At 63.6% G+C, this 12,757-nt stretch carries 14 protein-coding genes; 1 reads left to right on the forward strand and 13 read right to left on the reverse strand.

Translation table 11 applies throughout. The features are described 5' to 3' along the window. Positions 1-101: 101 nt before the first annotated feature. From RIG82_03600 to RIG82_03630, 7 genes are all read right to left on the reverse strand, one after another. Positions 102-1,277, reverse strand: coding sequence for an aminotransferase class V-fold PLP-dependent enzyme (locus RIG82_03600; protein MEQ9460020.1), 1,176 nt, complete (start codon positions 1,275-1,277; stop codon positions 102-104). 2 nt (positions 1,278-1,279) lie between these two features. Continuing rightward, the gene (locus RIG82_03605; protein ID MEQ9460021.1) at positions 1,280-1,786 is read right to left on the reverse strand and encodes a DinB family protein; all 507 of its coding nucleotides are present in this window, start codon (positions 1,784-1,786) and stop codon (positions 1,280-1,282) included. Positions 1,787-1,804: 18 nt separating this feature from the next. Next, a complete protein-coding gene (locus tag RIG82_03610) occupies positions 1,805-2,287 on the reverse strand; it encodes a DinB family protein (protein ID MEQ9460022.1) in 483 nt (160 codons plus the stop codon). Between the two features lie 45 nt (positions 2,288-2,332). Further along, the gene (locus tag RIG82_03615) at positions 2,333-3,436 is read right to left on the reverse strand and encodes a ThiF family adenylyltransferase (GenBank protein ID MEQ9460023.1); all 1,104 of its coding nucleotides are present in this window, start codon (positions 3,434-3,436) and stop codon (positions 2,333-2,335) included. A 99-nt stretch (positions 3,437-3,535) separates the two neighbouring features. After that, positions 3,536-4,009, reverse strand: a complete 474-nt coding sequence (gene rpsG, locus RIG82_03620; GenBank protein ID MEQ9460024.1) for a 30S ribosomal protein S7 — start codon at positions 4,007-4,009, stop codon at positions 3,536-3,538. Positions 4,010-4,040: 31 nt separating this feature from the next. After that, positions 4,041-4,415 carry a 30S ribosomal protein S12 gene (rpsL, locus tag RIG82_03625; GenBank protein MEQ9460025.1) on the reverse strand — a complete coding sequence of 125 codons (375 nt, stop codon included), beginning with the start codon at positions 4,413-4,415 and terminating at the stop codon, positions 4,041-4,043. Between the two features lie 124 nt (positions 4,416-4,539). Further along, positions 4,540-5,685: a hypothetical protein gene (locus RIG82_03630; protein MEQ9460026.1), complete on the reverse strand. Its 1,146-nt coding sequence runs from the start codon at positions 5,683-5,685 to the stop codon at positions 4,540-4,542. Positions 5,686-5,792: 107 nt separating this feature from the next. Between RIG82_03630 and RIG82_03635 the strand changes: the two genes are divergently transcribed. Next, positions 5,793-6,590, forward strand: coding sequence for a glycosyltransferase family 2 protein (locus tag RIG82_03635; protein MEQ9460027.1), 798 nt, complete (start codon positions 5,793-5,795; stop codon positions 6,588-6,590). A 105-nt stretch (positions 6,591-6,695) separates the two neighbouring features. Here RIG82_03635 and RIG82_03640 read toward each other — a convergent pair whose 3' ends face one another. The 6 genes from RIG82_03640 to RIG82_03665 all read right to left on the reverse strand — a co-directional run bounded on the left by RIG82_03640 (position 6,696) and on the right by RIG82_03665 (position 12,703). Next, the gene (locus tag RIG82_03640) at positions 6,696-7,856 is read right to left on the reverse strand and encodes a glycosyltransferase family 4 protein (protein ID MEQ9460028.1); all 1,161 of its coding nucleotides are present in this window, start codon (positions 7,854-7,856) and stop codon (positions 6,696-6,698) included. Next, positions 7,853-8,887: a glycosyltransferase family 9 protein gene (locus tag RIG82_03645; GenBank protein MEQ9460029.1), complete on the reverse strand. Its 1,035-nt coding sequence runs from the start codon at positions 8,885-8,887 to the stop codon at positions 7,853-7,855. Before RIG82_03645 ends, RIG82_03640 begins: the two co-directional genes overlap by 4 nt. Then, positions 8,887-9,978, reverse strand: coding sequence for a hypothetical protein (locus RIG82_03650; protein ID MEQ9460030.1), 1,092 nt, complete (start codon positions 9,976-9,978; stop codon positions 8,887-8,889). Before RIG82_03650 ends, RIG82_03645 begins: the two co-directional genes overlap by 1 nt. Before the next feature lie 24 nt (positions 9,979-10,002). After that, positions 10,003-10,578 carry a guanylate kinase gene (gene gmk / locus RIG82_03655; GenBank protein ID MEQ9460031.1) on the reverse strand — a complete coding sequence of 192 codons (576 nt, stop codon included), beginning with the start codon at positions 10,576-10,578 and terminating at the stop codon, positions 10,003-10,005. A gap of 2 nt (positions 10,579-10,580) precedes the next feature. After that, the gene (locus tag RIG82_03660) at positions 10,581-11,564 is read right to left on the reverse strand and encodes an aspartate carbamoyltransferase catalytic subunit (GenBank protein MEQ9460032.1); all 984 of its coding nucleotides are present in this window, start codon (positions 11,562-11,564) and stop codon (positions 10,581-10,583) included. A 212-nt stretch (positions 11,565-11,776) separates the two neighbouring features. Further along, on the reverse strand, positions 11,777-12,703 hold the full coding sequence (locus RIG82_03665) for a YwqG family protein (GenBank protein ID MEQ9460033.1): 927 nt from the start codon (positions 12,701-12,703) through the stop codon (positions 11,777-11,779). Positions 12,704-12,757: the final 54 nt, after the last annotated feature.

Consider the following 12,757-nt stretch of genomic DNA (forward strand, 5'->3'; position numbering starts at 1 on the left):
CTCATGCCCGAGACTTCGGCGTAAGCCGAATCATCTCAACAACACACAAGACCCCGGCCACAAGCCGGGGTCTTGTTCTTTATAACCCCACACCACAATACTCAACCCAAAACCGCACTCAACGCACCCACCAACGCGTCCACCTCATCCCCCGTCGTCCCCGGCCCCACACTCACCCGCACCGCCCCCTCAGGCAGCAACCCCAGCGCCCCATGCACCCCTGGACTACAATGCAGTCCATCCCGCACCGCAATCCCAAACGAACTGTCCAACACACCCGCCAACGTCCCAGCCTCCATCCCCTCCGCCACGAAACTCACCACCCCCACGCAACCCTCACTCGACACCGGACCCAACACCCTCACCCCACCGATCCCCCGCAGACCCGCCACCAGTCGATCCCGCAACGCCCGCTCTCGATCCCACCGCCCCGCAACCCCCTCTGCCTCAACGATCTCGATAGCTGCCAGCAACCCCGCCAATCCGATCGTGTTCGCCGTCCCCGCCTCTAGCCTCTCCGGCAGCCCCTCAGGCTGTACAGTCGATATCGAATCCCCGCCCGTCCCGCCACTCCGCACCGCCCGCACCCGACCCGTTGCCCGCTCGCTCAGACACAACACCCCCGTCCCCGTCGGACCACCCAGCCCCTTGTGCCCCGAGAACGCCAGCAGATCAGCCCCCAGCCCCCCCATCTCAATCGGCACCACCCCTGCCGTCTGCGCCGCATCAACACACAACAACACATCACGACCCACCAGCCCCGCCGCCACCTCCTCAACCGGCTGCACGGTCCCCAGCACGTTCGACGCATGACTCATCACCACCAGCCGCGTCTCCTCTCGCACCGCCCCCAACACCTCCGATGCCGAAACAAACCCCTCCGCATCAAACTCCACCGCCGTCAACTCAACCCGCCCCGCCCGCCTCAACGTCTCCAACGGCCGCATCACCGAGTTGTGCTCCAACGCCGTCGTCACCACATGAAACCGCCCCTCAAGCCCCGCCGCCATCCCCACAATCGCCAGGTTAAGCGCGTCCGTCCCGTTCTGACCAAACACCACCCGCGACGGATCACCCACCCCCATCAACCGACTGATCGCCCCCCGTGCCCCCGACACCACCCGCCCCGCCGACACCGCCAGCCGATGCCCCGATCGCCCCGGATTCCCCGCCCCCTCACGCGCAAACCGCACCATCGCATCAAGCACCGCCTCCGACTTCGGCCAGCTCGTCGCAGCATGATCCAGATAAACTAGCGGGCGCTCCGCATCGGCCATAACTACACCGACGCCAACCCCTGCACCCTCCGCCACGCCGACAACTGACCCAGATGCGTCGCCTCATGCACCAGCATCACATAACCTAGCAGATCACTCACCTTCGCAAACCGAGTCGCCCAACGCTCAATCGGCATCGCTCGCTGCAACGCCGCCGCATCCGCGGCCTCCAACGCCGCCGTCACCTCCACATGCCCCGTCACAAACCTCGCCACCAGCTCCGCCGGATCGCCATAAACCGACGCATCCGCCTCCGGCTTCGACTGCATCCCAAACCGATGCCCCTTCGGGTCCTCAGGCGTACCGCCCCGAAGCAGCGTCACTAACACCCCGTGATACAACGACAAATGCGCCAGAATCCACGCCGGATGGTTCATCCCCGGACCTGGCTGCTTCACCCACTGATCCCCCTCAAGATCCGCCACTAGACGCTGCGCATAATCCCCATTCGCCGACCACCCGATCACCAGACTCTGCTTAAAACCAACCAACACATCCGCATCAGACATCACGTCACCCTTCGATCATCAGAACAATGGTGCAAAACCCGAAGCCCGCCGCCACGCCGACAACTGACCCACATGCATCGCCTCATGCATCGTCATCATAAACGTCACCATCCCGCCAATCGTCGGCATCCGGTCTCGCGCAAACTCAACCGGATTCTCACCCGCCAACTGCTCCGCCGTCACCTTCCCCGCCGCGTCCACCACCTCATCACCGATCGACTCATAAAGACTCAGCAATGCCTCCGCCGACGGATAAGCACTCAACTCCGACACAGGCGTACTACCCATCCCAAACAGCTTCGTGTACGACTCAGGACACTTCTTCTCCCGACCCAGCATCTTCAACATCCCATCACTCGCATAACAGCAGTGCCCCACAATCCACGCCGGCGGGTTGATCCCACTCGGCATTTCAGCGAATCGCTCCGCCGGAATCGTAGTCGCCAACTGCTTCATCATCCCCCGATTCATCTGATACGTCCCGATCACTTCCTGCTGCATCAACTCACTCCTCAAGAAAACAACACATCACCATCCAGCCCGACATCACCCACCCAGATAACGAGCATACAACGCCCGCGCCACCCCCGTTTGTTCCGTCCCCTTGATGAGCGCCCGACCGTCCGCAAACACCGTCAGCTCATACTCGCGATCACCCTCCTTCAACACCGCCCGCACCACAAACGTCGTCGCCTCAGCCCGACCATGCTCACGCAGCCGCTGCGCGCACGCCTCAAGATCAAGCCGCACCCCCTCCCGCGCCGGACTCACCTGCACCGCATGACGCCCACACAACACCACCGCCCCCGACTCACCCTGCCCCTCCAAAAACCGATACCGCCCCCCACGCCCATCAACCCCCTCCTCAAGCGCAGCTACATCCACCTGCCGGAAACGATTCGTACTCAAATCTACATGCAGCATCGTCCGCATCACCGATCCCCACTGCCCCGTCAGAATCTTGATCGTCTCCGCCGCCTGCACACTCGCCACCACCCCCACCACCGGCCCCAGCACCCCCGCCGTATCGCACGTCGCCGTCGACCCAGGCGGAGGCAACTCCGGAAAGATCGCCTCCAGATCAGGCCCCGCCACCCCCGCCACCTCCCACGCCCGATCCTCACCCCTCGTCCGAGGAAGCACCGGATACACCGCACCCGTCATCCCCACCGCTCCCCCATACAGATAAGCCACACCATGCTTCATCGCGACATCATTTAGCAAATACCGCGTCTCAAAGTTATCCAGCCCATCCACGATCACATCCACCCCACGCCCCTCACCCACCAGCCCCAGCAGCCGCTCCACATTCCCCGCCGTCACATCCGCCACCACACCCTCCACACGCACCGACCCGTTGATCGCGCCCAGCCGCCGCCGCGCCGCCTCCGCCTTAGGCAGCCCCTCCGCCGCATCCGCCTCATCAAACAGCACCTGCCGCTGCAGGTTCGTCACCTCCACCACATCCCGATCAATCACCACCACCTCACCCACACCCGCCCGCACCAACCACTCCGCCGACAGACACCCCAGCGCCCCGCACCCCACCACCACCACCCTCGAACCCGACAGCCGCCCCTGCCCCGCCTCACGCACACCCCCCAGCAGCATCTGCCGGTGATAACGCCATAGATCGTCCGTCGACTTCACGAACACATCCTATCCCCATAAAAAAACGCCGACCCAAAGGCCGGCGTCTCGAAATCTCAATCTACTCAGCCACCCAACGCAAGGGGGAGTGGGGGGGGGTCACCAGGCGAAGTGGGAGAACGCCTTGTTCGCGTCCGCCATCCGGTGCACCTGATCCCGCTTGTTCATCGCCTGACCCTCGCCACGCGAAGCGTCCAGCAGTTCCCGACCAAGACGCAGGTGCATCGGGCGACCCTTGCCAGCCCGCGCCGCATCAATGATCCAGCGAAACGCCAAACTCTGCTGACGCTTGCGATTCACCTGCATCGGCACCTGATAGTTCGAACCACCCACACGCTTCGACCGAACCTCCACCGAAGGCTTCACATTGCTGATCGCCTTATGGAACACGTCGATCGCCGTCGGCTCACCCTTGGTCTGCTTCTCGATCTCATCCAACGCGCCATACACCACACGCATCGCTACGGCCTTCTTGCCGTCGAGCATGATGCAGTTGATGAACCGCGACAACACCTTGTCCCCGTATCGAGGATCAGGACTAAGCTGCTTCTCAGACGCCGTAAAACGACCCATGGAGACCTCTAATATCGAGTTGCAAATCGGCTTACTTGCCGGTCTTCTTCACACCGTACTTCGAACGACCACGCTTGCGGCCATCCACACCAAGACAGTCAAGCGCACCACGCACAACGTGGTAACGAACACCAGGAAGGTCACGAACACGACCACCACGCACCAGCACAATCGAGTGCTCCTGCAGGTTGTGTCCCTCGCCACCGATGTACGCCGTCACTTCCTTGCCATTCGACAACCGCACACGAGCCACCTTACGCAGCGCCGAGTTAGGCTTCTTTGGCGTAACCGTCTTCACCTGCAAACAAACACCACGACGCTGCGGACTCTGATCCAGGTCCTTCACCTTCGACTTGTAAGCCGGGTCGCGTCGGGGATTGCGGATCAACTGATTGATCGTGGGCATAAGCTCATCTCATCGTCTGGGGCCAACCCGTCGCGGTCGGCCGAGCCCAAAACTATAACAAGACACGACCCCAACCCGCAAACCACAGCCTCCCTCAACCCCCAGAAACAGCAAAAAACACCGGTTAACGCCCTCTAACCCCCATGGCAGCTTGCAGTTGCGCCTCCAGACCCGAAGCCGCCACACCCACCCCGTGCGCCTCAACCAACGCCGCATCATCCCCCGCACCCACGCCCCCAGCCTCCAACACCCCCCTCACCGCCTCTGCCCACACCCCCGCACCCGATCCCCAAGCCACCACCCGCGTCCCCACGCCCGACCCCGGCACCCGATCAAGCCCCCCCACCCGATCCGAAACCACCATCGGCCGCCGCAGGCACAAACCCAGCGGAACCATCAACTCGCCCGCCCCGTCAAACGCCGGATGCACCACCGCATCCGCCGCACGAACCAGATCAGCCAACCGCCCAGGCGTACCCACCAGACGAACAGAATCCCGCACCCCCAACCTTGCCACCCGCTCATTCAACCCGTAACCCACCCACGTCGCCAGCACCAGCACCACCGGCAACCCCGCCCGCACAAGCCGCTCATGCGCCGCCAGCACCGTCGCCAACCCATCCTCATCAGGCCGCAGCGACGCGAACACCACCACCTTCTGATCCGCCCCAATCCCCAGCGACTCACGAAGCCGACCCACCCGCCGACCCGCCTCATCACCATCCACCAGCTCCAGCTCCAGCGGGGCCGCCAGACTCGCACTCGGCACCGCCGGACCATAAGCCGACGACGCCACCTGCGCCCACAGATCATCATCCATCGCCACCACACGCTTACTCGCCTGCGCCCGCAGCGCCGCCCGCTCCACCGACAACAACGCATGAATCCCCGGAAACAAGGCCCGCCGCAGTCCACGCCCCGGCCGCACCCCACGCTCACGCTTCAACCCCACACGCCACAGACTCCGCGTCGGCACCATCACATCCGCCGACACCAGCGTCGTCACCGACAACGACACATCAAAGCGCTCCCGCGCCATCACGCCCCGCGCCCACCGCGTAAACCGCACCAACGCCACACTCTCAGGCCCCCGCCGCTTCCGCTCCATCACCACCACCCGATCACCCATCGGCGAATCACCCGCCGCCCAACCCGCCACCACACAAACCTCATGCCCGCGAGCCTCCAACGCCATCGCCACCGACCGCAGGTCCCCCAACCGCCACCACGGATAACCCCCCCACGTTGGCGTCACCCACAAAATCCGCATCCACAATCCTTCCTGCAACCAGCAGCCCTCGAAAGAGTAACCACAAAGCCAGCCGCGTTGTGTCAACGCGGCCACCAACACCCAAACCCATCCACTAACCTATCCCCATGCCCAACATCACCGTCCTCATCTGCTGCGCCAACGCCGCCGACACCCTCGAAGACGCCTGCCGCTCCGCCGCATGGGCCGATGAACTCCTCATCATCGATTCCGGCTCAACCGACAACACCGAGCAGATCGCCAGACAACACGCCACCCGCTACATCCAGGAACCCTGGCGCGGCTTCGGCGAACAGAAAATCTTCGGCGCCGCCCAGGCCCGCAACGACTGGGTCTTCATCCTCGACCACGATGAACAAATCGACACTCAACTCGCCACCACCCTCCAGAACCTCACCGACGCCGAACTCGACGCCATCGACGTCGCCCACGTCCCCAGAAAAAACTACATCTACAACCGACACGCCCGCGCCTGGGACCCCGACCACCAAACCCGCCTCATCCACCGCCACCGCGCCCGCTGGAACGATGACGTCCTTCACGACTCCTGCCTGCCCTCAACCCCAAACCGAGAAAAGCATCTCACCGGCGCGTTGCTCCACAAACGAACCTCCTCCGCCGGCTTCGAGGACTACTTCTCCGGCCGCCGGCTCGACGCAAGACTCCTCCTCGTCGCAAGACAGCAATACGAACAAGGCAAACGCGCCACACCCCTCGACATCCTCCTCCGCCCGTGGATGACGTTTCTAAAACTCATGCTCCTAAAGGGAGGGCTCCTCGACGGAACCTTTGGCGTCCTCGTCGCCCAAAAAACCGCTCTCACCACCCAACTCAAATACGCCGCCCTCTGGGCCGTCCAAAACGGACACGACACACAAAACCCCGACCGCTCCAAATCCATCTAACCAACACCAATACCACCATCACCTCGACCGACCCAAGCTTGTCAAGAGCCGGGTGCCACGCACCTTCAGGTGCGTGCTCCATCAACCTTCCCGCCCCTCAAACACTCAGCGACCCGCCGCCACTATCTCCCCCTCCAACCGCTCCACATGCCGCTCCATCGAACACACCCCCGCCACCGCTGCAGCCGCCTCCGCGCACCCCCGCCTCACCCCCTCATCACACAACTCATCCATCGCCCGCACCAACCCCGCCACATCATCGGCATCATCCACCACCCGACCACGCCACCGACCATCCGCCAACCCCTCGATCGCCCCCGGCTCCACCAGATCACAAGCCCCGTTCGTCCGCGTCGTGATCACAGGCGTACCCGCCAGCAACGCCTCCGCCACCACCTTGCTCGCCGGATCGTAATAACTCGGCAGCACCACAACATCCGCCCCCGCATACACCTCTCCCATCGCCCGACTCTCACCCACCAACCGCACCCGCCCTCCCACACCACACCGCTCCACCCACGCTCGCAAGCCCCGCTCCTCCGGACACACCATCACCAACACCGCCCGCTCATCCTTCACCAACTTCATCGCCGCCACCAACGGCCAACCCCCCTTCCGACGCACCGCATGCGCCGGAAACACAAACACCACCTCACCCTCCCCCACACCCCACACCGCTCGAACGCGCTCCCGATCACCCTCGCCCATCACAGGTCGCTGCGCAGCGTTGGGGATCACCACCACCCGCTCCTCATCCACACCACCCGCCACCAACTGCTCCCGCATAAAACGACTCAGCGCGACAAACCGCTTCACCCCCGAGTCCCCAAGCGTCTCCGCCTCCGCCGCCCGCATCGCCCGCTGCTTCGGGCTCATCACCAGCCCCAGCCGCCGACCCAGCCGCCCCACACCTCCCGCCTGCCAACGCAGCGCCGCACGATGCAAAAACCGATACACCCCCGCCCGCGGCTCCACCACCGCCGCCGACGCCAGCGTCGTCACCGACAACGACCCCTCATACCCACCTCCCTTAATTAACCCCGCCACAAAACCCCGGTACCGCCACACCTCCGACCCCCTCTTGAGCTTCTGCATCCCCGCCGATTCGATCCGCACCCCCTCGATCGCCGCCCCCTCCATCACCACGCCCGCCGCCAGCGTCACCTCATGCCCTCGATCCCGCAAGCCCTCCACCACCTGCTGCGTCGATCGCTCCGCACCACCCTTCCCCGGATCAAAACGCTCAATCGTCACCAGAATCTTCACGCCTGATCCCCCTCAACCCTCAACACCCCCGCCGCCGCCTCAAACACCTCCTCCACTGTGATCGCCCCCATCGTCCCCCCAGCAAACCCATCCCCTATCCGCCGCCGATCCCGCGCAATCACATGCACATCCCGATCAAACGGAATCACCGTCCACTCCGGCCCCGTCGGACCAAACAACGTCACCACCGACGTCCCCACCGCCGCCGCCACATGCCGCGGGCCCGTGTCATTCGTCACCAGCAACGCCGCCCGCTCCATCAGCGCCTTGAGCAAACCCACCGACAACCGACCCGTCACATCCACCACCCCCGTCTCCGACGACGCCACCACCTCCCCCGCAATCCCCCGCTCCCCAGGCGACCCACTCACCAACACCACCACCCCAAACGTCTCCGCCAACCGATCCGCCAGCGCCCCATACCGCTCCGCAGGCCACCGCTTCATCACCTTGCTCGCCCCAGGATTCAACACCACCACCCGATCCCCCGCACCCACACCAAGCGCCTCCAGCCGCTCCCCCATCTCTCTCCGCTGCGCCTCAGTCACCACCAACCTCATCGCCGACATCCCCTCACCGCCACCACCAAGCCTCCGCACCAGCCTCAAGTAGTAATCCACCGCCGGCTCCGCTGCCCACTTCCCACCCTCTCGTCTCGCCTCCGCTCGATCCGTCAACAGCCACCCTCTCCCATCCCGCGCATACCCGATCCGTCGCGGAATCCCCGCCAGCCACACCACCAGCGCACTCCGAAAACTGTTCGGCAGCAGCAGCACCGCATCAAAACCCAGCCCCCGCAACCAGCACGCCTCCGCCCACAACCCCATCCCCGACCACCGACCAAGCCACCGATCCACACCCGCCAGCGGCTTGAACAACCCCCGCAACCCCCGAGGCGGATAACCCACCACCTCCCACTCATCCTCCGAAAACACCCCACGCAACTCCGACAGCGCCACCGTCGCCATCACACCATCCCCCAGCCACGTCGGAAAATAAACCAGCAACCGCTTCCGGCCAGACCGACCCATCACGATGACCGCTCGTGCATCAACAACGCCACGATCGCACCCAGCTGAACCATCACACCCATCCACGCCCACCGCCAGAACAACTCGCTATCACCCGCCGCCATCCACAACGCCCCGATCACACACACCACCGCCACCACCTCCAACAACATCGCCACCAGATGCAAAGGCGACACCCCCGTCTTCACCACCCGCTGACTCCGCAGCTCACCCAGAATCTGCTTGAGCAAACGCCCCTCTGCCGTCACCTCCCCACGCCCCTCAACCCGACCGTCTTTCTCAACCTCCTCACGCTTGGCCTCATCCTTCTTCGCCTCGACACGCGGCTCCAACTCCACCTCCTCAACCTTCGGCCGCGACACCGACGGCAACACCGTCGTCACCGCACCACCCTCCCGCGGCTTCGCTCGCTCCGGCGCCTCCACACCCGCCGCCCGCGCCGCCGTCTCCAGATCCTCCTGCGTCAACGGCTCCTCCCTCGCCCGCTGAATCCGTGCGATCGCCGCCACGTCCCAACGCCGACCCCCTTGCTCCGCCTTATGAATCTCCTCCTGCACCTCCGGCTTACGCTGCTGAGCCACTATCCGCACCGCCTCCACCAACGACCCCGACCGGTACGCCGCCATCACCCCCGAACCCGCTGGCGGAACCACACCCTCCGACGCCGCATCCAACAAAATCGTCCGCACCCCACGAGCCAACCCCGCCTCAATCTGATCCTCCTCCACACCAATCAACCAACTCCGACCCATATCGATATTCAGGTCCACCGCCAGCTGCTCAACCGATCCCGACAACGCCTCCGCCACCTTCACCTTCCGCTTGCGACCCGCCACCACCGCCGCCGGATAACGACACACCTGATCAATCCGCGCCCCGTTCGCCGCGTCCTCGATCAACCGACCGATCTCCGCATCACGACGCCCCTCATCCGCCGTCTCAGGTGCCAGCATCACCACCCGATACCCCAGCCCACAGATCGACGCCACCGCCGACGCCGCCCCCTTCGCCAACACAATCCGACCCTCCTCCGCCAACCGCTCATCAGCCAGAATCGCACCGTCCCGCGCTAAGAAAACCGCTGCTCGCATCCCCACACAATACCCGCAGCCAACTCACCCCGCCCCCACCAGCCGCCCACGGATCGCCTCATCCGTCTTCTCCACCGCCTTCGCCAAATCATCATTCACCACAAAAACGTCATAAACCCCGCTCGACTTCGCATCCCGGATCTCCCGCGTCGCCTCCGCAAAACGCCGCTGGATCTTCTCCTCCGACTCCCGCTTGCGCTCCCGCAGCCGCGTCAACAACGCCTCCTCACTCGGCGGCTCAACAAAAATCGCCAACGCCTCCGGGTAATGACCTTTCACCTGAATCGCCCCCTGCACATCAATCTCCACCAGGATCAAACGTCCCTCACCCAACGCCGCCTCCACCGGGCCCTTAGGCGTCCCGTAGCAGTTCCCAAAAACCTCCGCCCATTCCAACAACTCACCCGCCTCCACCGCCCGACGAAAATCATCGTGACTCACAAACCGGTAATCCGCGCCATCCTTCACCGTCTGCTCACGAGTCGTTAGCGACACGCTCCACTCCGCACCCAAGCCCTCCCGCATCGCCCGCGCAATCGTCGTCTTACCCACCCCACTCGGTCCCGACAAAATCACCAGCAAGCCTCGTGTTTCAGCCACACTCAAACCTTCACCACACCCGTCGCCCGACACACCAGCAGCAGACACGCCATCCGCACCGCTAAACCATGCGTCACCTGCTCCAGAATAGCCGACCGCGGACCATCCGCGACCCCACTCTCGATCTCCAGCCCTCGATTCATCGGACCCGGATGCATCACCACCGCACGATCACCCAGCCGCCGTGCCCGCGCCACCGTCAACCCATACAACGCCTGATACTCCCGCGTCGACGGAAACGCCGGACCACTCAATCGCTCAAACTGCACCCGCAGCATGTTCACCACATCCACCCCGCCCAGCACCGCATCCAGATCATGCGACACCTCCACCCCCTCACCGGCCAGCCCACTCGGCAGCAAGGTGGGGGGGGCCACCAGCACCACTTCCGCCCCCAGCGTCCTCAGTGCATGCAGATTCGACCGCGCCACCCGGCTGTGCGCAATATCCCCCACAATCGCCACCCGCAGCCCCGACAAATCAAAATCAGACCGCCCAAAACGCTGCGCAATCGTGAACGCATCCAGCAACCCCTGCGTCGGATGCTCATGCTGACCATCCCCCGCATTGATCACCGCACAACCCACCGCACCCGCGATCTTCGCCGACGCCCCGCTCCGACCATGCCGACACACAATCACGTCCACCCCCATCGCCTCGATGTTCCGCGCCGTATCCACCAGCGTCTCCCCCTTCGAAACACTCGACCCCTTCGCCGAGAAATCCAGCACATCCGCCGACAACCGACTCGCCGCCAGACTGAAACTCGCCCGCGTCCGCGTCGAATCCTCAAAAAACAGATTCGCCACCACGCACCCCCGCAAGTCCTGACGCTTCCACAAACTCCGCCGCGACACCTCCCCAAACCCCGCCGCCGTCCCCAGCACCGCCACCAGCTCCCCCCGCGTCAAACCCTCCAGCCCCAGCACATGACGACGCCCCCACCCCTCAACCACCCCCGACATCATCGAACCCTGCTGCTCCATCCCCCGATCCTACAACAACCCAACACCCTCCACCCACCCTATCCCTCTCACCCATGAGCCGGGTGCCACGGGTCATCGAGCCGCAGGCGAGTGACCCGTGCCCAAACGCCCATCACCGCCCATCCCCTCTCAACCAACCCACCCCCAATCACCAACCCCAGCGCGACACGAGCCGCGGGCGCAAGACCGCGGGCAAAACCCCGTACACCCACTCAGGTACTCTGCTCCACGCACACGCAACGATCAAAGATTCCGTTCTCAAGATCCTCTACGGAAATCGCAAAAAACAACCGCCCACAGTCTCCCCAGGTCCAGTTTGGGGTCGAGTATTCCGTGTCAATCTGAAACAACAACCGCCAACGGTCCGCGTAACGCTGAAAAACGCTGACCATCTCCTCCTGTGTCAAGCCGACCAGCTCCTCCTGCAGCCTATCACCCTCACCAAGATTGGCAGCTTCGAGGAGGACATCACTCAAGGGCTGCAAACCCAAAGCGCGCCCTAGAAGCCAATGACGCGAGTTTTTCTGATCCCGTGGGTAGCCCGTCAGCCTCTCCAGGAGACTCTGAAGGATCTCATTGATGGCTTGTATCTGCTCTACGTCTTGCTGATCAGCCTGGCCAAAATCCACCAACTGACCATCCGAACCAGGAAAATACAAAGTCCAGATCTTCCTAAATCCAAGTGCACGACACGGGCTGGGCTCATCATCAGGGTGCTGGGCCTGATCCTCAATACGTTTAAGCTCATCCACTCGTACATCGTGATACCGAACAGCATAGGTGTCGGGCCCGTCCGGACCCGAAAGACCAAGATTGAACTCTAGATCCTCCCCGTACACATCCTTGAAGAAATACAACCAACCCCGACCCGGTAGCCCCCCTCGAACCCCGGTCTGCGCCACCTCCTCAAGATTGATCTGCGCCAGAAAAACCAAGGCTCGACCGTCTTCCGTCTCCGGCCACTCGAATCCCTCCGGCACATCGGGAGTCCCGCTGAAACGACTCGCTCCGATCGCCAAGCGATCCAGCGACTCCAACCGCGACTCAACAGCCACAGCTTCCTCTAGTGTTCCTTCCAACGCCATGGCCATGGCTTCAGGAAGCTCCCGAAGCAACGCACACGCTTCATCCCGGGTCATCACATGGTCTCCAGAGAAAATCGTCGTAACTGCTACTTGGTGCAAGCTAAAGCA

The organism is Phycisphaeraceae bacterium, assembly GCA_040222855.1.
GTDB lineage: Bacteria > Planctomycetota > Phycisphaerae > Phycisphaerales > Phycisphaeraceae > Mucisphaera.

Excerpts from the sequence above, each read along its gene's own strand:
- RIG82_03600 (MEQ9460020.1), bottom strand. The coding sequence starts at position 1,277 with ATGGCCGATGCGGAGCGCCCGCTAGTTTATCTGGATCATGCTGCGACG.
- RIG82_03605 (MEQ9460021.1), bottom strand. The coding sequence starts at position 1,786 with ATGTCTGATGCGGATGTGTTGGTTGGTTTTAAGCAGAGTCTGGTGATC.
- RIG82_03610 (MEQ9460022.1), bottom strand. The coding sequence starts at position 2,287 with ATGCAGCAGGAAGTGATCGGGACGTATCAGATGAATCGGGGGATGATG.
- rpsG (MEQ9460024.1), bottom strand. The coding sequence starts at position 4,009 with ATGGGTCGTTTTACGGCGTCTGAGAAGCAGCTTAGTCCTGATCCTCGA.
- rpsL (MEQ9460025.1), bottom strand. The coding sequence starts at position 4,415 with ATGCCCACGATCAATCAGTTGATCCGCAATCCCCGACGCGACCCGGCT.
- RIG82_03630 (MEQ9460026.1), bottom strand. The coding sequence starts at position 5,685 with ATGCGGATTTTGTGGGTGACGCCAACGTGGGGGGGTTATCCGTGGTGG.
- RIG82_03635 (MEQ9460027.1), top strand. The coding sequence starts at position 5,793 with ATGCCCAACATCACCGTCCTCATCTGCTGCGCCAACGCCGCCGACACC.
- RIG82_03645 (MEQ9460029.1), bottom strand. The coding sequence starts at position 8,887 with ATGGGTCGGTCTGGCCGGAAGCGGTTGCTGGTTTATTTTCCGACGTGG.
- RIG82_03650 (MEQ9460030.1), bottom strand. The coding sequence starts at position 9,978 with ATGCGAGCAGCGGTTTTCTTAGCGCGGGACGGTGCGATTCTGGCTGAT.
- RIG82_03660 (MEQ9460032.1), bottom strand. The coding sequence starts at position 11,564 with ATGGAGCAGCAGGGTTCGATGATGTCGGGGGTGGTTGAGGGGTGGGGG.
- RIG82_03665 (MEQ9460033.1), bottom strand. The coding sequence starts at position 12,703 with ATGACCCGGGATGAAGCGTGTGCGTTGCTTCGGGAGCTTCCTGAAGCC.